Below are 23,122 nucleotides of genomic sequence, written 5' to 3'. Positions count from 1 at the left end.
GGTGTCCTTCTTGCCGTTCCCGGTGTCCTTCTTGCCGTTCCCGGTGTCCTCCTCGGTCTCGGCGAGTGCTTCGGGCGACATGGTCGCGGCCAGCCGTCGACGCTCCACCTCAGGGTCCCAGTCCGCCGCGGGCCACTTGAGGTCCATGTCGACGAGGGTGCGCGTGAGGATCTCAGTCGCCGCCAAGCGCGAATACCACTTCTTGTCAGCGGGCAGGACGTACCAGGGGGCGTGCTCCGTCGAGGTGAGCCGGAACACGTCGGCATACGCTTCCTGGAAGGCGTCCCATTTCAGGCGGGTATCGACGTCTCCCGGGTTGTACTTCCAGTGTTTATCCGGGCGATCGATGCGCTCCATCAGGCGCTTTCCCTGCTCGTCGCGAGACACCATGAGGGCGAACTTGAGGATCACCGTGTCGTCGTCGGCGAGAGCCTTCTCCCAGGCGTTGATCTCGTCGTAGCGTGCGCGCCAGACATCCTCCTCCACCAGCTCCTCGACGCGCACGACCAGCACGTCCTCGTAGTGCGAGCGGTCGAACACCCCGATGAGGCCAGGCTTGGGCAGGCCCCGCTCGATCCTCCAGAGGTAGTGGTGGCTGCGCTCCTCCTCGGTCGGGACCCCGAAGCTGCGCAGGGCCACGCCCTGCGGGTCCACCATCCCCATGACGTGGCGCGTGATGCCGCCCTTACCGGCGGTGTCGAGGCCCTGCACGATAACCAGGATCCTGCGGTTGCCACCGGAGCGGCCGTGGGCGAACAGGCGCTCCTGGAGCTCGGACATCAGCTCCCCGCGCTCTGCCATGGTGTCCTCGGCCTCATCCTTGTCGCCCGTCCACCCGGGTGTGCCCGCTCGATCGAACGTGGAGAGATCGAAGCCCGGCCGGACGCGCAGCAGCGCGCGGGGGTCATCACTCCAGAAGTCGGTCATGCGTTGTCCTTTCCTCGAAACCCCATTCTGGCCCGGGTCCCGGCTCCAGGGGCGGGGTTCGGCTCAGCGGTCGTCGGTCAGGCGACGACGGTTGCGTCCCGACGTCACCCACCGCGCGAGCGCCCCGCCCTCGTGGATGAGCTCGAGCCGGCGTTGCGTGCGCTCGAGGAGGTCCGTGCGGACGGCGAGGAGGACCTGGTCGTTCTCCCGCAGCCGGGTGGCCCTGTCCGGGACCAGCACGTCGTCACCGCGGATCACCATGGACGCGACCGCACCGCGGGGCAGCCGGAGGTCGTCGACGTACATCCCGGACAGCCGGCTCCCGGGCGGCACGGTGACCTGGACCAGGGCGGCGTCGATCCCCTCCAGTGGGGAGGAGTCGAAGGTCACCGGATGCTGCGAGATGGCCTCCGTCACGCCCATCCACCGGGCCAGCCGGGGGAGTGTCGGTCCTTGCAGAAGCGTGAAGGTCACCACGAGCAGGAAGGTGACATGGAAGATGTGGCTCGCGCGGGGGAGTTGCTCGGTGAGCGGGATCGTCGCGAGCATGATGGGCACCGCTCCGCGGAGCCCGGCCCAGGAGGTGAACACCTTCTCCCGCCATGGCACCCTGAACGGTGCCAGGCAGAGCCACACCGAGATCGGTCGGGCCACGAACGTGAGGACCGAGCCGATGACGAGCGCGTCGACGACGGCGCCCGGCAGCTCCGACGGGGAGGCCAGCAGCCCCAGCATGATGAACAGCGCGATCTGCGCCAGCCATGCGAGGGACTCGGTGAAGCCCTCCGTCGTGGCGTGGTGCGGCAGCGTCTGGTTGCCGAGCCAGATCCCGGCCACGTACGCCGCCAGTAGTCCGGAGCCTCCCGCGACCCCGGCCGTCGCGAAGGCCACCATCGCGATGGTGAGGGTGGCCAGCGGGTAGAGGCCGGCCGAAGGGAGCGAGATGCGCATGAGCAGGAGTTGCCCGAGGCGGGCGATGACCAGGCCGATCAGTGCCCCCGCGACGAGCTGGAAGGCGGCCGTACCCACCATCGAGGCCACGGACCCCTCGTTCCACGCGTCCGAGGCGACGACGATGACGAGCACGATCGTCGGGGGATCGTTGAAGCCTGATTCGCCCTCGAGCGTGGTGCGGACGCGGCGCTTGATCGGCAGGCGGCGCAGGATGGCGAAGACGGCGGCCGCGTCGGTGGAGGACACCATCGCGGAGAGCAGGATCGCAGTCCGCAGGTCCAGCCCGAGGATGAGGACGGCGAACGCGGAGGCCACGGTGACGCTGATCAGGACACCGGCCGTCGCGAGAAGCCCAGCCCTCAGCGCTACTGGACGGAGGTCCGCCCAGCGCGTGGTGAAGCCGCCGTCCGTGAGGAGGACGGCCACCGCGAGGAGCGCGAGATTGAAGGCGAGCTGGGTGTCGTCGAAGAGGATGCCGAGGCCGGACTCGCCGATGATGAGCCCGATGCCGAGATAGAGCAGCATCCCGGGCATGCCGCTGCGGGAGGAGATGCGCACCGCGATCACGCCGGCCAGGAACACGCCCGAGACGGCCAGCACGACGAGATTGAGCTCCTCGTGGGTCATGGTCTGGCTCGCGTGGTGCGCATCGGGGACCCTTCGGCCGGTGGGCTAGAGCTTAGCGGCCGATAGGCGTCCAGCTCCAAGGTTCATCGGCCGGGGAACGCGGAAACGATCCTCCAGTGCGGCTGTCCCCGCTTCGGTATGAGCAGGGGCGGCCGCACTGGAGGATCGTTTCCGCGGGGCGGGCTACCTCAGCCGACGGTGAGGCGGATCTCGTTGCGCCAGGGGTCGAGCGCGGTGAGGGTGCGGCCGTCGAACGTGGGACGGTGCCCGGCGAACCTCAGCCGCTCGTCGGTCTTGCCCAACTCCTCGGCGGTGGGCACGAGGATGTCGACGACCCCCATGCCCAGCGTGTTGTGCCGCGGGCCGGCGCCCGCCGAGTTCCACACGTTCATCGCCATGTGATGGTGGTACCCACCCGCGGAGACGAAAAGGGCGGACCCTCCGAGGGTCGCCGTCTGGTCGAAGCCCAGGGCGTCGACGTAGAAGGCGCGGGCGGTCGCGACGTCGCCGACCTGCAGGTGCACGTGGCCGAGTTGCGCCTGCGTGGGCGGCAGGCGGTCCGGGTCCGTGCCGGCCAGGTGCTTGGCGACGAACTCCGCCGGGTCGATGTAGAGGGTGGCCATCTGCACCTGGTTGCCGGTCCACTGCCACTGGTCGCGCGGGCGGTCGTGGTAGAGCTCCACGCCGTTGCCCTCGGGGTCGGTGAAATAGAAGGCCTGCGAGACGAGGTGGTCCCCGGTGCCCGCGTAGGTGTCGGGGTACTTCTGGTACATCTGCACCAGCACTGAGGCAAGGGCGGGCAGCTCGTCGTAGAGGACGGCGGTGTGGAACAGGCCGGCGTCGGTACGGCGGGCGGGCCGCAGGTCCTTGGACTCGGTGAGCCGGACGATGGGCGTGGCGCCGTGGCCCAGCGTGACGGCCCCGGGCTCGTCGGCCAGGGGCTCGAGGCCGACGCCGTCGGTGTAGAAGGCGATCATGGTGGGCATGTCCCGGACGCGTAGCTCCAGGCGACCCATGCGGGTGTCTGCGGAGAGGCTCATGCCTCCATCATATAGTTAAAGCTTCAACTAATCAAGACCGTGTGTGGTCCAGCGGCCCGGATCGTCCAGCACCCGCTCCAGCGCGATGTACGCCGCGCCGAAGGCGGGCGTGGCGTGATCCGGCGGCACGGCCAGCAGCGTCGGCTCCGCGAACGGTCGTGCCAGCAGCCGCGTGTCCAGCTCGTGCATGATCTGGGGGCGGTACTGCTCGGTGAAGAGTGCGAGATCGCCGCCCAGGACGACGGTGGTGATGTCGAGGAGGTTGCCTGCGTTGGCCAGCGCCAGGCCCAGGGCGCGCCCGGCTTCCCGGATGGCGTCGACGGCGCGGGGATCGTCGTCGAGGTAGGCCTGGCGGACCTCGTCGATGGTGGACACCCCGACGAGCTCGGTGAGGGCGCGGGTGCCGGCGTAGCGCTCGAGGCAGCCCGTGGCACCGCAGCCGCACCGTGGTCCGTCGGGTGAGATGCAGACGTGGCCGATCTCGCCCGCCCATCCGCGGGTGCCGAGGGAGACCTTGCCGTCGCTGACCAGTGCCGAGCCGATGCCCGCCTCCCCGGACAGGTAGAGGAACGTGCCGAGATCCCCCGGGTGGCCGGGGCGCTCGCGGCTGACGTAGATGGCGGCGCTGTCGGCCTCGTTGGTGACGCCGAACGCGACCGACTCCACCTGCGGGAGCCCCCCGTCGCGGAGGAACGGCCTGGGGTCGACGTTGCGCCAGCCGAGGTTGGGGGCTCTGAGCAGCATGTTCGTGGCGGCGTCGACGAGGCCCGGCACGGCGAGCTCGATGCCCACCAGCGTGGCCCCGGGGGGCATGGCCGCGAGGCAGTCGCGGCCCAGGCCGGCCAGCTGCGCGAGCGTGCGGGCGGGGTCGGCGCCGACGTGGTCCTCCAGCAGGTCCGCCTCGGCGACGACGGTCCCGCCCAGGTCCACGAGCCGAGCCGCGCTGTGGCCGACGTTGATCTCCAACCCCAGGGCCATGAGGGTGCCCGCACGCGGGTGCAGCGGGACCGACGGGCGGCCGCGCCGATTGGACGGCACCGGCTCGGATTCCGTCACGATCCCGGCGGCCACCAGCTCGTCCACCATGCGCGACGCGGTCGAGCGGGTCATTCCGGTGGCCTTGGCGACATCGGCCCTTGCCAAGGGGGTGTCGCTGGCGTAGATCCGGCGTGCGACCAGCGAGAGGTTGCTGGCGCGCAGGTTGCCCTGGCGGGCCACGCCGCTGCTGGGCTCGAAAGTGGTGCGCATGCGCTTGACTCTAGCTCAGATCCGTTATAAGTTCAGGACAGAAACAATATCGCTCTCGATGAGGAGATCAGCATGACCGATCAGCCCTACAAGTTCTCGTTCGGCCTCTGGACCGTCGGATGGCGTGGCACCGACCCGTTCGGCTCCGACACCCGGCCCGAGTTCGACCCGTGGCACTACGCCGACAAGCTCGCCGAGCTCGGCGCCTGGGGCATCACGTTCCACGACAACGACATCTACCCCTTCGACGCCGACGAGGCCACCGCCAAGGGCCGGATCAAGCAGCTCAAGGACGCCTGTGACAAGTCGGGCCTGACCATCGAGATGGTCACCACCAACACGTTCAGCCACCCCATCTTCAAGGACGGCGGCCTCACCTCCAACGACCGGGCGGTCCGTCGCTTCGGGCTGAAGAAGATCCTGAACGCCGTCGACATCGCCGCCGAGGTGGGTGCGTCCACGTTCGTGATGTGGGGCGGCCGCGAGGGCGCCGAGTACGACACCTCCAAGGACTACTTCGCGGCCCACGCTCGCTACGCCGAGGGCCTGGACACGATCGCCGGCTACATCAAGGACAAGGGCTACGACCTGAAGATCGGCCTCGAGCCCAAGCCCAACGAGCCCCGCGGCGACATCCTGCTCCCGACGATCGGGCACGCCCTCGGCCTCATCGCGACGCTGGAGCACGGCGACATCGTGGGCCTCAACCCCGAGGTGGGTCACGAGCAGATGGCCAACCTCAACTACACCACCGGCCTCGCGCTGGCGCTGTACGCGGGCAAGCTGTTCCACATCGACCTCAACGGCCAGCGCGGCCTGAAGTACGACCAGGACCTGGCCTTCGGTCACGGCGACCTCATGAGCTCGTTCTTCACCGTCGACCTCCTGGTCAACGGCTTCCCCGCCAGCCCGGACGCGCCCCGCTACGAGGGCCCCATCCACTTCGACTACAAGCCCAGCCGCACCGAGGGCGTCGAGGGCATCTGGGACTCGGCGAAGGCGAACATGGAGACCTTCACCCTGCTGGCCGAGCGCGCCCGCGCATTCCGCGCCGACCCGGCAGTCCAGGAGCTCATGCGCCAGGCCTCGATCTTCGAGCTCGCCGAGCCCACGCTCGCCGAGGGTGAGACGGTCGCGGACCTGCGCGCCGCCGAGATGCCTGATCCCGACGAGAAGGGTGCCCGCGAGTACCACTTCGTCGAACTGCAGCAGGCCGCCGTCCGCCACCTGCTCAAGGCCTGAGGGGTTAAGCCGTGACGCTGGTCGCCGGCGTCGACACGTCGACGCAGTCGTGCAAGGTGTTGGTGGTTGACGCCGACACCGGTGAGATCGTCCGCCAGGGCGCAGCCGCCCATCCCGACGGGACGGAGGTGCACCCGGATCACTGGTGGACCGCCTTCCAGTCGGCCTCCGCCGCCGCGGGTGGGCTCGACGACGTCGCCGCGATCAGCGTCGGCGGCCAGCAGCACGGCATGGTCGCGCTGGATGCCTCGGGTGAGGTCATCCGGCCGGCCCTGCTCTGGAACGACACCCGGTCCGCCGACGCCGCCCGTCAGCTCCGTGAGGAGTTCGACGGGTGGGTCCCGGCGGTGGGGTACCTCCCTTTGGCATCGTTCACCAACACCAAGCTCCGCTGGATGGCGGACGCGGAGCCGTCGAATGTTGAGCGGGTGGCCGCCGTCGCGTTGCCGCACGACTGGCTGACGTGGAAGATCCAGGGGTCCGGGGTTCTGACGGATCTGGTCACCGACCGGTCCGACGCGTCGGGCACGGGCTACTTCGATTCGGTGGCCAACGAGTACCGCCGTGACCTGCTGTCGTTGGCGCTGCGGCGCGACGCGTCGTCGGTCGTGCTCCCGCGGGTACTCGGGCCGTCCGAGGGCGTCGACGGCGGGCGCTGGCTGCTCGGCCCCGGCTGCGGCGACAACGCGGGCGCGGCCCTGGGCCTGGATCTCCGGCCCGGTCAGACGAGCGTGTCGCTCGGCACGTCCGGGGTTGTCGCGGCAGTGTCGTCGACGCCGGCCTACGACGAGTCCGGGCTCGTGAACGGATTCGCCGACGCCTCCGGTTCGTGGCTCCCGCTGACCGCCACCCTCAACGCGGCCCGGATCCTCGATGCGGCGCGTCGGGTGCTGGGGGTCGACTTCGACGAACTGTCGCGGCTGGCGCTGTCGGCCCCGTCGGGTGCCGAGGGGCTAGTCATGGTGCCGTGGTTCGAGGGGGAGCGGACGCCGAACCTCCCCGACGCGACGGCGTCGCTGGTGGGGATGACGCTGAAGAACTTCACGCCGGAGAACGTGGCCAGGGCCGCCGTCGAGGGGCTGCTGTGCCTGATGGGCGAGGGTCTGGAGGCGATCCGCCGGCTCGGCGTCGCCATCGAGCGCGTCAGCCTGATCGGCGGCGGGGCGAAGTCGGAGGCAGTGCGTCGGCTGGCTCCGGAGGTGCTGGGGGTCCCCGTCGACGTTCCGGCCCCGGCCGAGTACGTCGCCCTGGGCGCGGCGCGCCAGGCGGCGTGGGCGCTGTCGGGGTCGCGGCCTGCGTGGGCGTCGTCGTCGACGGAGTCGTACCAGGCGGAGTCGCGGCCGGAGATCGGGTCGCGCTACCGCGAGGTCGCGGGGAGGCTGGCCGAGTCCAACGGCTGGTGATCCTCAACCTTTCGCCGTTCCTACGTTCCTGACGCATCGCCGTTCTCAACGCATCGCCGTAGGCGAAGCCCTTGTCTGGGTATGGGCGTGGATCCGGGAGCCGAGGACCGGGCGGCCCGTTGTGTGCGGCTCTCGCTGTTGGCGCCGGCCCCAGCGTTGGTCGCGTAGAGGAGCCGCCCGGTCCTCGGCTCCCGGTTCCGCGCGTCGTCCTGCTGTGGCGCGGCTGGTGTTCCTCCAGGGCGGGTCTCAGGCGCATGAGGGGCCCGGATGCCCTCCTGGAGGAACACCGGCCGCAGGTCCTGATGCCCTCTCCGCGCCCCGCGACACCCCCGAAACGCCACACCCACCTCCTCAGGAGGCGTCGAGAGCGGATCAGGCGGCCGTCTCCTCCTCGATCGCTGCGTTGAACTGCGACTGGTAGAGGTCGAAGTACGCACCCCTCGCGTCGAGCAGCTCGTGGTGCGTGCCCTGCTCAACGATGCGCCCCTCCTCCATGACAAGAATCAGGTCCGCGTCGCGGATGGTCGACAACCGGTGCGCGATGACGAACGACGTCCGCCCAGTGCGCAGGGCCGCCATGGCGTGCTGCACCAGCACCTCGGTCCGCGTATCCACCGACGAGGTGGCCTCGTCAAGAATCAGCAGCGCCGGATCCGCGAGAAACGCCCGCGCGATGGTGATCAGCTGCTTCTCGCCGGAGGAGACGTTGGAGCCCTCCTCGTCGATCACCGTGTCGTAGCCCTTCGGCAGCGAGTGCACGAACCTGTCCACGAACGTGGCCCGCGCGGCCGCGAGGATCTCCTCTTCGGTGGCGTCCGGACGGCCGTAGGCGATGTTGTCGCGGATGGTGCCGCCGAACAGCCACGTGTCCTGCAGCACCATGCCGATGTTGCCGCGCACCTCGCCGCGCGCCACCGTCGAGATGTCGACGCCGTCGATCAGGATCCGGCCGGATTGCAGGTCGTAGAACCGCATGATGAGGTTGACCAGCGTGGTCTTTCCCGCGCCGGTCGGCCCGACGATCGCCACCGTCTGACCGGGCAGAGCGGTCAACGACAGGTCCTGGATCAGCGGATGCTCGGGCTTGTAGGAGAACCCGACGTGGTCGAACACCACATCCCCCCGCGACACCTTCAGCTCGCCTGCGGGCTCCTCCGACATCTCCTCGGAGTCCAGCAGTTCGAAGACCCGTTCCGCCGAAGCGACGCCGGACTGCAGCAGGTTGGCCATCGACGCCACCTGTGTCAACGGCTGCGTGAACTGGCGGGAGTACTGGATGAACGCCTGCACGTCGCCGATGTTCATCCGCCCCGACGCCACCCACAGGCCACCGACGACGGCGATGACCACATAGTTCAGGTTCCCGACCAGGAACATGACCGGCATGATGATGCCGGAGATGAACTGGGCGCCGAAGCCCGCCTTGTAGAGCTCCTGATTGCGGACCTGGAACTCGGCCTCGACCTCCTTCTGGCGGCCGAACACCTTGACCAGCGAGTGGCCGGTGAAGGCCTCCTCGATGTGCGCGTTGAGCTCTCCGGTGGACTTCCAGTTCTGCGCGAACAGCTTCTGGGAGCGCTTCCCGATGACGGAGACCACCACCATGGCGATGGGCACCGACACCAGCGCCACGAGCGCCAGGATGGGGGAGATCCAGAACATCATGATCAGCACGCCGATCACCATGAGCAGCGAGTTGAGCAGCTGCGACAGGGTCTGCTGCAGGGTCTGCGACACGTTGTCGATGTCGTTGGTGACGCGGCTGAGCACCTCGCCGCGCGGCTGCTTGTCGTAGTAGGACAGCGGCAGCCGGTCCAGCTTGGCGGCCACCTCGCGGCGCATCTGGTAGATCGACTTCTGCACCGCGCCGTTGAGGACCCAGCCCTGCACGTAGGAGAAGATGAACGACACGACGTAGAGGCCGAGCACCCACAGCAGGATGCCGCCGATGGCCCCGAAGTCGATGCCCTCGCCGGGGACGAAGTCCAGGTTGCGCAGCAGGTCCGCGAAGTCCGCGTTCCCCTCGGCGACGGCGCGGTCCACGACCTGCTGCTTGCTCACCCCGGCGGGCATCTGGCCGCCGATGATGCCGGACAGCATGAGGTCTGTCGCCCGACCGAGGATCTTGGGGCCGACGACGCTGAGCGCCACCGACAGCACGCCCATGGCGATCGCCAGGATGATCCCGGCGCGCTGGGGGCGGAGATGCCCGAGCAGCCGTCTGACGGACACCTTGAAGTTGGCGGCCTTCTCGCCGCTGCCCGCCATCGGGCCGTGACCGGGGCCACCGCGAAGGGCGGGGGCGTGCTTGGGGCGTTCGTTCGCCTTGACGGGGATGGCTCTGTTCTCGCTCATGCGGCGGCCTCCTCGGCGCTCAGCTGGGATTCGACGATTTCGCGGTACGTCTCGTTGGACGCCAGCAGTTCCTCATGGGTACCGCGACCGACGATCTCGCCGTCGTCGACGACGAGGATGCGGTCGGCCGCGATGATGGTGGACACACGTTGGGCGACGACGAGGACGGCCGCGCTCGCGGTCTCGGGCTTCAGCGCGGCGCGCAGCCGGGCGTCGGTGGCCACGTCGAGGGCGGAGAAGGAGTCGTCGAAGATGTAGACGCTCGGCTTCTTCACCAGTGCCCGGGCGATGGCCAGACGCTGTCGCTGCCCCCCGGAGACGTTGGTGCCGCCCTGGGAGATGTGCGCCCCGAGTTGGTCGTCCTTCTCGAGCACGAACGCCTCCGCCTGCGCGACGCGGAGCGCGGACCACAGGTCCTCGTCGGTGGCGTCCGGCTTGCCGTACCGCAGGTTGCTGGCGATGGTGCCGGTGAACAGGTAGGGCTTCTGCGGCACGAGGCCGATCCGGGCCCACAGGGTGTCCGGGTCCAGGTCGCGCACGTCCACGCCGTCGACGAGCACTCGGCCACCCGTCGCGTCGAACAGGCGGGGGATGAGGCTGATCAGGGTGGTTTTGCCGGCCCCGGTGGAGCCGATGATCGCGGTGGTGGTGCCGGGGGTCAGCTCGAAGGAGACGTCCCGGAGGACCGGCGACTCCGCGCCTGGGTAGGAGAAGCTCACCCCGTCGAAGACGACGTGCCCGCGCTCCCCCGTGGGCGCCACGGGATTCGTCGGAGGGGCGACGGAGCTCTCGGTGTCGAGGACCTCCATGATGCGGTCCGCGCAGACGGCGGCGCGGGGCGCCATGACCAGCAGCATCGTCGTCATCATGACCGAGATGAGGATCTGCATGAGGTAGGAGATGAACGCGGTGAGCTGACCGATCTGGATGTCTCCGGACTCGATGCGCTGGGCGCCGAACCACATCACGCCCACGGTGGAGACGTTCATGATGAGCCCGACGAAGGGGAACAGGAAGGCCATGAGCCGTCCGACGGTGGTGGTGGTGTCGACGAGTTCGGCGTTGGCCTTGTCGAATCGGCGGGCCTCGTGGGGTTCGCGGACGAAGGCGCGCACCACCCGGATGCCGGTGATCTGCTCGCGGAGGACGCGGTTGAGGGTGTCGATCCGCTTCTGCATGGTCTCGAACAGCGGGCCCATGTTGACGATGAGGATGGTGATGCCGGCGCCCAGGACCACGACGGCGGCCAGGATGATCCACGACAGCCCGGCGTCCTCGCGCAGCGCCATGAAGACGCCGCCCACCATGGTGATGGGGGCCGAGACGAGCATGACGGCGCTCATGAGCACCAGCATCTGGACCTGCTGCACGTCGTTGGTGTTGCGGGTGATCAGCGACGGGGCGCCGAACTTGTTGAGCTCGCGGGCGGAGAAGGAGAGGGCTCGCTCGAAGATGGCGGCCCGGACGTCGCGGCCGAACTGCATGGCCGCGTTGGCGCCGGCCCACACGGCGGCGATCTGTGCGGCGCCCTGGACGGCCGACAGCGCCAGCATGATGCCGCCGGTTCCCCAGATGAAGTCCGTGTTGCCGGTGACGACGCCCTCGTCGATGATGCGGGCGTTCAGGGTGGGCAGGTACAGCGACATGATGGTCGCGATGGTCTGCAGCACGATGACGATCGCGAGGAGCCCCCAGTAGGGGCGGATGTAGCGGTTGATGAGCCGCCCTAAGCGGGAGATCATGCGGTGTCCTTTCGGAGCGCCCCGTGGAGCGCGAGGCGGGCGAGGTCGTCGAGTGAGAGTGACGACGAGACGAAGCGTGAGGCGTGCCCGACGGCGAAGGTGCGCAGCAGCGTCGCGAAGGCGTCGAGGGGGATCGTGATCCGAGGTGCGTGCGGCTCGAACGCCTCTGTCATCCAGGCGTCGAGCTCGGCCGTGCGGGCCTCGAGTTCGGTGCGGGCGCATTGCGCGGCGTGCGGGGCGGTGTGCTTCGCTGCTCCGTGTGCGGCCACGAACATGGTGTGCACCGAGTGCAGGTACTGCTCGATGAGCTCGATGGCGGCGCGGGTCTGGGTCTCGATGTCGCCGGTGAGGTCCGACGCGGCCAGGTGGGTGGCCAGCCGCTCGGCGGACAGTGCCTCGCTGATGGTGGCGGAGATGAGGTCGTCGAGTGAGTCGAAGACGCGGAAGATCGTGCCCTCGGCCACGCCGGCGGCCTCTGCCACCATGCGGGTGGTGAGCGCCTGGCCGTGCTTCTCCAGGAGCGGGATGCTTGCTTCGACGATGGCCGCCCGGCGCTGTTCGGGGGGCATGGGTGCTGCTCGGGTCACGGGACGAGTGTAGTGAGTGAACACTCACTCATCAAGTTTCACCTCAGGGAACGACGAGGGGCCGCGCCGTGGCGGGGCCCCTCAGCAGGTCACTCGTCGGGTTGGACCGTCCACGACGGCGGCTCGTCCTTGCCCGCCTTCTCGTCGGCCTCCGAGTCCTCCTCGGTCTTGTGCACCTTGCCCTTGGCGTGGTGCGTCGGGGCGTAGATCACGTAGAGCTGCATGGGCTCGTCGCCGGTGTTGACGATGTCGTGCCACGTGCCGGCGGGGACCTGGACGGACCAGCCGTCCTCCACGTCGACCTTCACGTTGAGCTCGTCCTTGCTCGGTCCCATCAGGCAGCGGCCCTTGCCTGCGTCGAGGCGGATGAACTGGTCCGTGTCCGGGTGCACCTCGAGCCCGATCGAGTGGGCGACGGGGATGGACATCAGCGTGACCTGCAGGTACTTGCCGGTCCACGCGACGGTGCGGTAGTTCGGATTCTGCTTGGTGGCGGTCTCCAGGTCGAAGACGTTGGGCTCCGGCCCGTTGTCCGTGATCTTCATCGGTTCTCCCTCCGGTCGTCTGACCACATTAGCCCAGCGTCGGACCACGCGGAGGGGGGAATGATGCCGGTTCCTGGCCGACCCTCAGCGAGTCAGTCCCGCCAGCTCCGCGGACAGGTTCTCCCGGGCGCGGGGCTCCCAGATCTCCTGCCCTCGCGCGGTCCGGAACAGGGGCTTCATGTCGAGCAGTTGACGCAGAACAGCGGCTCGTCCGGCCCGCCAGGCGTCGTCGTCGACGTGCGCGTAGTCGAGACGGACGTCGCGGACGTAGACGTGGTAGCGCCCAGGGATCTGCCCGAGGATCGAGAGGTCCGCATCGGACAGGAGGGCTCCGCGCGCGTCGGCGGGCGCGTGGGTCGCGGTCATCCGGACCAGCCGCGACACCTCCGCCACGTCGACATCCGGGATCAATCCGGTGAGCGATGCCTCGGCCAGGCTCGCCGACGCCTCCTCGTCCTCCCCGGGCACCCCGTCGTAGACCGCGTCGTGGAACCAGGCGGCGAGCTCGACGACGGGGTCCGCGCAGTCCAGCTGACCCAGGGCGGTCAGGCACTGCGCCAGATGGCGGAGGTCGTGGTAATGGCGGTGTGGCTCGGACCAGCGGGCGACGAGATGGTCGCGGAGGGTCGTCGGCAGGCCGAGGCCTTCCCAGGCCCCCACCACCGCGGCCCGGGCGGCCGCCCGCGGGGGGGGTCTTGTCCACCATGCGCACCCGGAGCCCCGAGGCGGCCAGGCGCCGCACCAGCTCGCGCTCGCCGACGGGCACGGCGCCCCGACCCACGAGCGCGTCGTACCGGGAGGCGGGGACGTCGTAGTGATCGTGGTCGAAGGCGCGGGGAGGCAGGCCGGCGAGGGCGGCGAACTCGTGGAGCTCGTCGAGCGAGGAGTCCGAGACCAGGTGCCCGAACAGGGTGCCGTGCGCCGGCCACCGGGGCGGGTCGATCAGCACGGCCATCGTCGAGCCCCCGTCAGCCGCCGGCGAAGGGCGGGAGGACGTCGAGGAGGGCATCGTCCGCCAGCGGAGTGGAAGGGTCCTCCGCGTATCGGCCGTCATGGAGGATCGAGCTGACCTCGAGCACGCGGGTGAGCCTGGCGTCGTGTCGCGCGCGCAGGTCGGCCAGCAGGGCGCCGAGCGTTGCCGCGTCCACCTGTTCCTGCTCCGTGCCCGCGGCCTCGGCGGCCGCGGCGAAGTACCTCACCGTCGCCATGGGAACCAGTGTCGCATCAGTAGTGCGGGAAGCTGGGGTCGATCCGTTCGCCCCACGCGATCATGCCGCCGTCCATCAGCGACACGTCGGGGTGGCCGAGCCCGATGAGGTGCGCTGCGGCGCGGCGCGCGCGGGGCGAGATCTTGCAGTAGACGATGACCGGTCCGTCGGGGAGGTTGTCGTCCAGCCGGTCCCAGGTCAGCACTTCGCCGAGCGGCACCGCCAGCGAACCGGGAATCGTGCCCAGCGCATGCTCCGCCGGCTCGCGGACGTCCAGGAGCGTGGGACGCGCGGGACTCTCGAGGAGGGCGGCGACGTCCTCGACCGTGAGCTCGTTCAGTGTCATGGTGGCCTCTCTGGTGGGGGTGTGGACGTGGGCGGCGGGGGGCGCGGGGCGCAGCGGCACCTCGCGGGTGCGCTGGGTGAGGGCGTCGATGAGGAGGATGCGGCCCACGAGCGGTTCGCCGAATCCGCAGATCAGCTTGACTGCTTCGGCGGCCATGATGGACCCCACCTGCCCCACCAGTGCGCCCAGCACGCCGGCCTCCGCGCACGACGGCACGTCCTCAGGACGGGGAGGGACCGGGTAGAGGTCGCGGAGGGTCACCGAGTCGGGGCGGCCGGGCACGAAGGACGAGACCTGCGCGTCGAACCGCAGCACCGCGGCCCAGACGAGGGGGAGTCCGAGCTCCGCGCTGGCGTCGGAGACGGCGTAGCGGGTGGGGAAGTTGTCGGCGCCGTCGAGGACGAGGTGGTGGCCTTCGAGAAGGCTCCGAGCGTTGTCAGGGGTGATGCGGGTGCGGTGGGTGGTGACGGTGACGTCGGGATTCAGGGCCTCCACGAAGGCGGCGGCCGAGTCAACCTTGGGGCGGCCGACGGCGTCGTCGCGGTGGATGATCTGCCGCTGGAGGTTGCTTGCGTCCACCGCATCGTCGTCGATGATTGTGAGGTGCCCGACGCCGGCCGCGGCCAGGTAGGCCAGGATCGGGCTCCCGAGCCCGCCCGCGCCGACGACCGCGACCCGGGCGGCGAGCAGGCGCCGCTGAGCCTCGATGCCCATGCCGGGGACCAGCAGGTGTCGCGAGTAGCGGGTGAGCTGGGCGCGGGTGAGCTCCGGGCCGGGTTCAACTAGCGGGGCTGTCACCGTTCGAGCCTACCTGGCGAGGCGCTGGCGCCCTGTGGCGTGTGCGAGTTGAGCCGATGGATGGGTTCGTGAAGCGCGCCCCGCGGAGACTGAGCAGGAGTCACGTCGCGAACCCATCCATCGGCTCAACCCCCCGCCCCCGACGACGCGGGCATCGGCCCATGGGCGGTCAGACGCTTGCGCGCTCCACCAGTTCCATCGCCAGCACCACCGTCCTGGGCGCGTCGCCGTCGACCATGCCCAGAGCCAGCTCCGCCGCGATCCTGCCCTCCTGCCGCATCGGCTGCCGCACCGTGGTGAGCGGCGGGGTGGAGGTGGAAGCGACGGCGTGGTCGTCGAAGCCGATCACCGACACGTCCTCGGGCACGGAGCGCCCCGCGAGTTCGAGTGCGGCCATGGCCCCCATCGCGATCCGGTCCGACCCGGCGAGCACCCCGTCGAGGTGGGGTTCGTTCTGCAGGAGCCGGCGCATGGCCTCGAACCCGGAGGTGGAGTCCCAGCCGGTGGACAGGACGAACCGCTCGTCGAACAGGCTGCCCAGCGACTCCCGGTAGCCGACGAGGCGGTCCGCGGCGGCAGGGTTGTCGATCGGGCCGTTGATCACCGCGATCCTGGTCCTCCCGCGCTTCACCATCCTGGCGCCGGCCAGCCCCGCCCCGCGCACGTCGTCGGCGTACACGCTGGAGAAGACGCCCTCGTAGGGATGCCCCTCCAGCTGGCCGCACAGGACGACGGGGAGGTCGCCTCCCTTGAGCGCCTCGAGCATCTCGCCGCCCACATAGGGGGAGATGTCGATCACTGCGTCGACCGAGCGTCGCTCGAAGTGCCGGAGTGCGCGCCGGTGCTCGGCCGACGAGGACGCCTGCAGGAGGATCGGGAGGGTGGGCGTCTCGGCGAGCCCCTCCGTGATACCGCGGAGGATGGAGGCGTAGGTGGGGTCCTGGAACAGCTCGTCGAGGGGCTCGGTGACGAGGATCGCCACCGACTCCGCCTTGCCGACGGCCAGCGCCCGGCCCTGCGCGTTCATGACGAAGCCGGTCTCGCGGACGGCCTCGCGCACCTTCTGCTTGGTGTCCTCGGTGACCAACGGCGAGTCGTTGAGGGCCCGCGACGCCGTCGCCCGCGACACTCCCGCCACGCGCGCCACGTCGCCGATGGTGACGCTGGCGCGGCCGGTGCGGGGGGCTCTGGGCACGGGACTCCTTGGTTGCGCGGGTGTCGCTCATCCTCTCACGCTCCCGGGTGCCGTCGCCTCGCACCCGCGCTGCTCGGCGCAGATCGGCCACGCCTGATTGCGGGGATCTCTGGGCGTGAGGGATCGTTCAAGTCCGCCTGTCGGGACCCCAGATGTCTACGCTAGCGTAAGTTACGGTACCGTAGGGATATCTTGTTGCGCGTTCTCGAGGAGATTCCGGTGCCCATCACACATCCCCCGACGGTGATCCAGGGCGGCATGGGCGTCGCTGTTTCGTCGTGGAAACTGGCCCGGGAGGTCTCGCTGTGCGGGGAGCTCGGCGTCGTTTCAGGAACTGCTCTCGACGGCGTGCTCGCCCGTGAGCTCCAGGACGGCGATCCGGGAGGGCATCGTCGCCGGGCGATGGCGCACTTCCCGTCGCAGGCGATGGCGCAGCGCGTCATGGCCACGTACTACCTCGAGGGCGGACGCCCCGAGGGCCAGCCGTACCGCCCGCACCCCACCCTGACCATCTCTCCCCGGAGGGCGGCGCTGGAGTTGAGCCTGGTGGGTAACTTCACCGAGGTCTGGCTGGCCAAAGAGGGCCACGCCGGCCAGGTCGGCATCAACCTGCTGGAGAAGATCCAGACGGCCACCCTCTCGGCCGTCCTGGGCGCGATGCTGGCGGACGTCGACTACGTCATCATGGGTGCGGGGGTGCCCCGTGAGATGCCGAGGCTGCTCACCGAGTACGCCTCCGGCCGGACCGGGCACCTGACGATCGACGTGATCAACTCCACGACGACGCACCGTGCGACCCTCAGCCCGGCCACGATGCTCGGCGACGAACTGCCGGCGCTGCGTCGCCCCAACTTCCTCGCGATCGTGACCCTCCACGTGCTGGCCGACTACCTCAACCGCGACCCCGAGATCCGCCCCGACGGATTCATCGTCGAGGGTCCGAGGGCGGGCGGGCACAGCTCTCCGCCGCGCGGCAAGGTGGTCCTGGACGATGCCGGTGACCCGGTGTACGGGCCGAGGGACGACGCGGACCTGGCGAAGGTGGCGAACGTGGGGCTGCCGTTCTGGCTCGCCGGCGGCTACGCGTCACCCGAGAAGGTGGCCGAAGCGCGCGCCGCCGGTGCAGCCGGCGTACAGACCGGCACGCTGTTCGCCCTGGCCGAAGAGTCCGGGATCACCGCAGAGCTGAGGAACCGGCTGATGTCCGAACTCACCTCCGGGAGCCTGGTGGTCCGCAACGATCCCCGGGCCTCGCCGACGGGGTTCCCGTTCAAGGTGGCCCAGCTCTCGGACACGCTGTCGGAGGACGACGTCTACGAGGCGCGCGAGCGCATCTGTGACCTCGGCTACCTGCGCGTCCCGGTTGAGCGTCCTGACAAGTCCATCACCTACCGCTGTCCCTCGGAGCCCATCACGCCGTACCTGCGCAAGGGCGGCTCCGCGGAGGAGACGGTGGGGCGCAAGTGCCTGTGCAACGCCCTGATGGCCAACATCGGCCTCGGGCAGCTGCGCAAGAACGGGTACCGGGAGCAGCCGGCCATCACTCTCGGGCAGGACCTGTCCAGCGCCGAGGAGCTGGCCATCAGCCACCCGGGGGGGTGGACGGCGAAGCAGGCCGTCGAGTGGCTGCTGACCGGCCGCACCGACGCCGTCCCAGTCGACGCCGTCTAGGCGCTTCACCCCTCCTCGAGACCCCCGGTTGGCGCAGCCGGGGGTCTTGTTCTACTATCAATGTAACCGGTTACATTCCGGGAGAGACGTACGATTAAAGGAGACCGCGTCCATGACGGAGCCCCTCGACTGGGAGAACCCGGCGCTGACCGGACGCAACCGAATGCCCGCCCGGGCCTACTTCTTCGGTTACGCGACGCCCGAGCTGGCCGAAGGTCGCGACCGCAGGGCCTCGCGCGGCTTCGTCGATCTCACCGGCCCCTGGCGCTTCCGTCTGTTCGACCACCCGGCGCGGGTGCCGTCGTCGTTCACGGCGACAGAGCAGGACTGGGACACCGTCGTCGTCCCGCACCTGTGGCAGCTCGACGGACACGGCCGGCTCCAGTACACCGACGAGGGGTACCCGTTCCCGATCGAGCCGCCGCACGTCCCGGCCGACACCCCCACCGGCGCCTACCAGCGCACGGTCCGGCTGTCGGCGCCGGCCCTCGGCGAGCAGATGGTCCTTCGCCTCGACGGGGTGGAGAGCTACGCCGAGATCCATGTCAACGGGGAGTTCGTCGGCATGACGAAGGGGTCGCGGCTGTCGGCGGAGTTCGACATCACCGCCCACGTGGTCGACGGCGACAACCTGTTCGCCATCACCGTGCTGCAGTTCTCCGACGCCACCTACATCGAGGACCAGGACATGTGGTGGGCCTCGGGCATCTTCCGCGACCTCTACCTCGTCACCCGCCCCGCCGCGCGGCTGAAGGACTTCCACGTCCGCACGCACAAGGTGGGCGACGACGCCGAGGTCACCCTCACCGCGTCGGCCGACGGCGCCTCCTCGCTGACCTGGACGATCGCCGACGGCGGTGTCCCGGTGGCTGAGACCACCCTGGCGCCCGGCTCGACGGCAGCCGTCACCATCCGCGGAGCACGGTTCTGGAACCCGGAGGAACCGCACCTCTACGACATGCTGCTCACCGTCGTCGGGCCTGACGGCCCAGCCGAGCATGTCCCGCACCGTCTGGGCCTGGCCGAGGTCACCGTCGCGGACGGCCTGCTCCGGCTGAACGGGTCCTACTTCATGATGCACGGCGTCAACCGGCACGACCACGACGACCGCCGCGGTCGCGCCGTCGGCATGGACCGCGTCCGCCGCGACCTCGAGCTCATGAAGCGCCACAACATCAACGCCGTGCGCACCGCGCACTACCCCAACGACCCGCGCTTCTACGAGATGTGCGACGAGATCGGGCTGATGGTGCTGGCGGAGACGGACCTGGAGTCCCACGGCTTCGCCAACGTCGGGGACCTGTCGCGGATCACCGACGACCCGGCCTGGGAGACCGCGTACGTGGACCGGATCGAGCGGCACGTGCTGGCGCAGCGCAACCACGCCTGCATCATCATGTGGTCGCTCGGCAACGAGTCCGGCTACGGCTGCAACATCCCCGCGATGTATCGCCGCGCCAAGGCGCTGGACCCCTACCGTCCCGTGCACTACGAGGAGGACCGCAACGCCGAGCACGTGGACGTGATCTCCACCATGTACTCGCGGGTCTCGCAGATGAACGACTTCGGCGAGCACCCGCACCCCAAGCCGCGGATCATCTGCGAGTACGGCCACGCGATGGGTAACGGCCCCGGCGGGCTGAGCGAGTACCAGGCGGTGTTCAACCGCTGGGACTCCATCCAGGGGCATTTCGTCTGGGAGTGGGCGGACCATGGCCTGCTCGCGGTGGGCGAGGATGGGCAGGAGTACCACCGCTACGGCGGCGACTTCGGCGACTACCCCAACAACTCCAACTTCTGCATCGACGGCCTCGTCTTTCCGTGGCAGGAGCCCAGCCCAGGACTGACCGAGTACGCGGCTGTGATCTGCCCGGTCCTGGTGGAGGCAGTCGACGGCGGAGTGCGGGTCACCAACCGCCGCTGGTTCACCGATCTGGGCGACATCGAGCTGCGCGTCGACACCTGGACCGACGGTGACCTGACTGCTACCGATGTGCTGCGCGTTACCCCCATCGCGCCGGGAGAGACCGCCGAGATCCCGTACGCCCTGCCCTTCGTCGGGGCTCGGGAGGCGGCGTCGATCGCGACCGTCGTGACCACCCGAGCCACCCCGTGGTGTGAGCCAGGCCACGAAATCGGCCGCTATCAGCTCGCTGTGCAGGGCGCCGGCGCGGAGACGGTCCCCCAGTCCGGGCCCCCACGCTCAGGGGTGAGCACGGAGGGTGCCACTACGGGCACGTCTCCGCGGGCTGAGGCGCTTGACCCGCGCGGGGAGGGCCCTTCGCGGGTGGCTGAGGCGCTGGGCGGCCCCACCGTTCACGCGGATCCCGACCACCACCTGCTCCACGTCGACACCTCTACCGGCCGGCTCACCTTCGACATCCTCACCGCAGACCTCCTCTCCTGGACGTCCGCCGGCCGCGACCTCGTCGCCGCCCCCCTCCGCGTCGGATTCTGGAAGCCGCTGATCGACAACCACCAACAGGAGGCCGACGAGCTCTGGTTCCCGCGACACCTCCAGCTCATGCAGACCTCCGTCCGCGACGTCGCTTGGCGTTCGGACGGGAACGACGTTCTGCTCAGCTATCGCGCCCGCATCGCGCCGCCGGTGCTCGACTTCGGGTGCCATGTGGACATCGAGTGGCGGATCACGCCCGACGGCGCAGCCACCGTCCGCGCCGTCGGCACGCCCTACGGCAACTACCGCGACATCGTCCCGCGCATCGGCGTCACCCTCGAGCTGCCCGGTGACCTCCGCCGGGTGGACTGGTTCGGGCGCGGACCGGGCGAGAACTACCCCGACTCGGCGACGGCCAACCCCGTTGGCTTCTGGTCCAGCGACGTCGACGCCATGGTCACGCCCTACGTCGTCCCGCAGGACTACGGCAATCGCGGCGACGTCCGGTGGGTGGAGGTGACCGACGGCTCCGGGCAGGGGCTGCGGGTGTCGCGGCGGGCCGGGGAGCGACCGTTCCACTTCTCCGCGTGGCCGTACAGCTGCGCAGACATCGACGCCGCACGGCACGTCACGGACCTCACGCGCCGCGACACCGTCACCCTCAATCTCAACGACCAGGTCCTCGGCCTCGGCTCCAATTCCTGGGGCTCCGAGGTGCTGGACGCCTACCGGACGCGGTTCGAGGCGTTCGAGTTCGAGTTCACCCTGCAGCCCGTCACCAGCCAGGAGGACCCGGCATGAGGCTCTTCACCGACCACGCCACCCTGCGAGAGATCCTGGGTGGAACGACGAAGTGGGCGCGCACCCTGGAGGCCCTCGACGCCGCTCCCGGCCTGTCCGCCGGCGTCGCGTACTCCATCGGTGACTCCCTCACCTACCGCAAGGCCCCCGCGACAGCCCTCGCGACGGAGGAGATGGTGGGGCGCCGTCGCTACCACCTCGTCGTCGCCGCGCTCAGCGGTGAGGTCGCGGTGGAGGTGGCGGCCAAGGTGGACCTCGCCGTCGAAGGGGCCTATGACGACCTCACCGACCGGCAGCTGTTCACCGGCTCCGGCGAGACCGTCCGAGTCCCCGACGGCGGGTTGCTTGTCGTCGACATCGACGAGGCCGCCCGCATCCTTCCGGCTCCCTGCGGCGAGGCCGTGCTGCTGCACGTCACCGTCGAGGGCGCCAGCTTCCACAACAAGTAGCCCACCCCCAACACAGAAAGTCACCATGACTGGAACCAATCGCGCGCGGATCGGCATGTTCGCGCTGCTCACCATGACAGTGGCGGCGGTGTTCAACATCCGCAACGTCATCAACAACAACGTGGCGATCGGGCTGGCCTCCGCGCCGGCGTTCTTCTTCGCCACGCTCCTCTACTTCATCCCGTTCACCCTTGTCATCGCAGAATTCGTGGCGCTGAACAAGAACTCCGAGTCCGGTGTCTACCAGTGGGTCAAGACGTCGATGGGCGGCCGTTGGGCGTTCCTGACGGCCTTCAGCTACTGGTTCGTCAACCTGTTCTACTTCGCCTCGCTGCTGCCGCTGATCCTCGTGTTCGCGTCGTACCTGATCTACGGCGAGGAGAAGCAGCTCTCCCAGCTGTGGATCACGGTGTTGTCGATCCTCATCTTCGCCGTGGCCACGTGGGTGTCGACGAAGGGTGCCAAGTGGATCGGCTCGATCACCTCGATCGGTGCCACGCTCGTGCTGGTGCTGACGGCCACGTTCATCGTGCTCTCGCTCGCGTCACTGTTCGGCGGTGTCGAGCCGGCCTCGCCCATCACCACGGGTGCCATGACCCCGGACCTCTCCACATTCGCGCTGGCCTGGGGCTTCATGGGCACGTTGGCCTGGATCATCCAGGGCGTTGGCGGCGCCGAGTCCTCGGCAGTGTTCCTCAACGACCTCCGAGGCGGCGTCAAGGCGTTCGTGCGCACCATCGTCATCGCCGGCATCGTCATCGGCCTGCTGTACGCCACCGCGTCGCTGCTGATGAACGTGTTCGTGCCGGTGGGCACGCTCGACTACTCCAACGGTCTGTTCGTGGTGATGGGCGCCCTCGGTGAGCACTTCGGCCTCTCAGCCGTGTTGGTCAACCGCGTGGTCGGCGTGATCCTGCTCGCCGCGACCCTCGGGTCCCTACTGATGTGGACCTCCACCCCCGTGAAGATCTTCTTCTCCGAGATCCCTCGCGGCATCTTCGGCGGCAAGCTCGTCGAGTTGAACTCCGAGGGCATCCCGTGGCGCGCCGCCTGGCTGCAGTTCGCCATCGTGGTGCCGATCCTCGTCATCCCGGCCCTCGGCTCGGGCAACGTCAACGACCTGCTCGGCATCGTCATCAACATGACGGCCGCCACGGCGCTGCTGCCTCCGTTGCTCATCCTGCTGGCCTACTGGATGCTGCGTCGCCGGTACGACGGCGTGGCGCGTGACTTCCGGATGGGGTCGCGGTCGCTCGGCCTGGGTGTCGCGACGTTCCTCCTGGTGGTGTTCGCGTTCGTGTTCGTCGCGGGTACGGTCCCGTTGGGCCAGGAGCTGTGGCTGACGCTGACCTACAACGTGGGCGGTGTCGTGGTGTTCCTCGGCCTGGCGGTGCTCTGGTACGAGCGCTACATCCGTCGCTTGAAGGTGACGGATCCGGAGGCGGCGAGCGCCGAGCTCGAGCCGTCGGCCGAGCAGATGGTGCGCGCGGAGGTGGGTGTCGCGGCCTGACCCCTGCAGGAATCTACGTAGAGAGCGGCATCTGCGCATATGCACAGATGCCGCTCTCTGCGTAGGAAGTTGCAGA

The 23,122-nt window shown here is 69.3% G+C and carries 17 protein-coding genes and 2 pseudogenes; 6 read left to right on the top strand and 13 right to left on the bottom strand.

The window, feature by feature from the left end; genetic code table 11:
- Positions 1 to 81 precede the first annotated feature (81 nt).
- The 4 genes and pseudogenes from ACZK5N_RS01505 to ACZK5N_RS01490 all read right to left on the bottom strand — a co-directional run.
- Positions 82 to 927: pseudogene (locus ACZK5N_RS01505) on the bottom strand (PPK2 family polyphosphate kinase); the annotation flags it as partial.
- 63 nt (positions 928 to 990) lie between these two features.
- A complete protein-coding gene (locus tag ACZK5N_RS01500) occupies positions 991 to 2,508 on the bottom strand; it encodes a potassium/proton antiporter (protein WP_459018124.1) in 1,518 nt (505 codons plus the stop codon).
- A gap of 188 nt (positions 2,509 to 2,696) precedes the next feature.
- Positions 2,697 to 3,548, bottom strand: a complete 852-nt coding sequence (locus ACZK5N_RS01495) for a VOC family protein (protein WP_459018123.1) — start codon at positions 3,546 to 3,548, stop codon at positions 2,697 to 2,699.
- A gap of 27 nt (positions 3,549 to 3,575) precedes the next feature.
- Positions 3,576 to 4,796, bottom strand: coding sequence for an ROK family protein (locus ACZK5N_RS01490; RefSeq protein WP_459018122.1), 1,221 nt, complete (start codon positions 4,794 to 4,796; stop codon positions 3,576 to 3,578).
- A gap of 72 nt (positions 4,797 to 4,868) precedes the next feature.
- Between ACZK5N_RS01490 and xylA the strand changes: the two genes are divergently transcribed.
- Both xylA and xylB read left to right on the top strand, forming a co-directional pair.
- Complete coding sequence (gene xylA, locus ACZK5N_RS01485) at positions 4,869 to 6,038, top strand: xylose isomerase (protein ID WP_459018121.1); 1,170 nt, start codon at positions 4,869 to 4,871, stop codon at positions 6,036 to 6,038.
- 11 nt (positions 6,039 to 6,049) lie between these two features.
- Positions 6,050 to 7,441 (top strand): xylulokinase, encoded by a 1,392-nt coding sequence (xylB, locus tag ACZK5N_RS01480; protein WP_459018120.1) that lies wholly within the window; start codon positions 6,050 to 6,052, stop codon positions 7,439 to 7,441.
- Between the two features lie 372 nt (positions 7,442 to 7,813).
- On the opposite strand, the gene ACZK5N_RS01475 is transcribed toward xylB, so the two are convergent.
- The 9 genes and pseudogenes from ACZK5N_RS01475 to ACZK5N_RS01435 form a co-directional block, all read right to left on the bottom strand.
- On the bottom strand, positions 7,814 to 9,796 hold the full coding sequence (locus tag ACZK5N_RS01475; protein WP_459018119.1) for an ABC transporter ATP-binding protein: 1,983 nt from the start codon (positions 9,794 to 9,796) through the stop codon (positions 7,814 to 7,816).
- Positions 9,793 to 11,538 (bottom strand): ABC transporter ATP-binding protein, encoded by a 1,746-nt coding sequence (locus ACZK5N_RS01470; RefSeq protein WP_459018117.1) that lies wholly within the window; start codon positions 11,536 to 11,538, stop codon positions 9,793 to 9,795. Before ACZK5N_RS01470 ends, ACZK5N_RS01475 begins: the two co-directional genes overlap by 4 nt.
- On the bottom strand, positions 11,535 to 12,125 hold the full coding sequence (locus tag ACZK5N_RS01465; RefSeq protein ID WP_459018115.1) for a TetR/AcrR family transcriptional regulator: 591 nt from the start codon (positions 12,123 to 12,125) through the stop codon (positions 11,535 to 11,537). The genes ACZK5N_RS01470 and ACZK5N_RS01465 overlap by 4 nt, the downstream gene beginning before the upstream one ends.
- 89 nt (positions 12,126 to 12,214) lie before the next feature.
- A complete protein-coding gene (locus ACZK5N_RS01460) occupies positions 12,215 to 12,670 on the bottom strand; it encodes a cupin domain-containing protein (RefSeq protein WP_459018113.1) in 456 nt (151 codons plus the stop codon).
- Positions 12,671 to 12,754: 84 nt separating this feature from the next.
- Entirely contained in the window at positions 12,755 to 13,330 is a 576-nt protein-coding gene (locus ACZK5N_RS01455; RefSeq protein WP_459018112.1) for an HD domain-containing protein, read from the bottom strand.
- A gap of 76 nt (positions 13,331 to 13,406) precedes the next feature.
- Positions 13,407 to 13,625 (bottom strand): annotated as a pseudogene (locus ACZK5N_RS01450) (DUF4031 domain-containing protein); the annotation flags it as partial.
- Between the two features lie 13 nt (positions 13,626 to 13,638).
- A complete protein-coding gene (locus ACZK5N_RS01445) occupies positions 13,639 to 13,878 on the bottom strand; it encodes a MoaD/ThiS family protein (RefSeq protein ID WP_459018110.1) in 240 nt (79 codons plus the stop codon).
- A 16-nt stretch (positions 13,879 to 13,894) separates the two neighbouring features.
- Positions 13,895 to 15,022 carry a molybdopterin-synthase adenylyltransferase MoeB gene (gene moeB / locus ACZK5N_RS01440; protein WP_459018108.1) on the bottom strand — a complete coding sequence of 376 codons (1,128 nt, stop codon included), beginning with the start codon at positions 15,020 to 15,022 and terminating at the stop codon, positions 13,895 to 13,897.
- 169 nt (positions 15,023 to 15,191) lie between these two features.
- The gene (locus tag ACZK5N_RS01435; protein WP_459018106.1) at positions 15,192 to 16,217 is read right to left on the bottom strand and encodes a LacI family DNA-binding transcriptional regulator; all 1,026 of its coding nucleotides are present in this window, start codon (positions 16,215 to 16,217) and stop codon (positions 15,192 to 15,194) included.
- 219 nt (positions 16,218 to 16,436) lie between these two features.
- Between ACZK5N_RS01435 and ACZK5N_RS01430 the strand changes: the two genes are divergently transcribed.
- The 4 genes from ACZK5N_RS01430 to ACZK5N_RS01415 all read left to right on the top strand — a co-directional run bounded on the left by ACZK5N_RS01430 (position 16,437) and on the right by ACZK5N_RS01415 (position 23,046).
- Positions 16,437 to 17,888 (top strand): nitronate monooxygenase, encoded by a 1,452-nt coding sequence (locus ACZK5N_RS01430; RefSeq protein WP_459018105.1) that lies wholly within the window; start codon positions 16,437 to 16,439, stop codon positions 17,886 to 17,888.
- A gap of 112 nt (positions 17,889 to 18,000) precedes the next feature.
- Positions 18,001 to 21,087 (top strand): glycoside hydrolase family 2 TIM barrel-domain containing protein, encoded by a 3,087-nt coding sequence (locus tag ACZK5N_RS01425; protein WP_459018104.1) that lies wholly within the window; start codon positions 18,001 to 18,003, stop codon positions 21,085 to 21,087.
- Positions 21,084 to 21,536 carry a NanQ anomerase/TabA/YiaL family protein gene (locus ACZK5N_RS01420; RefSeq protein WP_459018102.1) on the top strand — a complete coding sequence of 151 codons (453 nt, stop codon included), beginning with the start codon at positions 21,084 to 21,086 and terminating at the stop codon, positions 21,534 to 21,536. The genes ACZK5N_RS01425 and ACZK5N_RS01420 overlap by 4 nt, the downstream gene beginning before the upstream one ends.
- A gap of 25 nt (positions 21,537 to 21,561) precedes the next feature.
- Positions 21,562 to 23,046 (top strand): amino acid permease, encoded by a 1,485-nt coding sequence (locus ACZK5N_RS01415; RefSeq protein WP_459018100.1) that lies wholly within the window; start codon positions 21,562 to 21,564, stop codon positions 23,044 to 23,046.
- The last annotated feature ends 76 nt before the right edge of the window (positions 23,047 to 23,122 follow it).

The sequence above is a fragment of the Tessaracoccus pujii genome (assembly GCF_055326215.1).
Note: the sequence above shows the minus strand (reverse complement) of the source record. Positions and strands in the feature narration are given on the sequence as shown.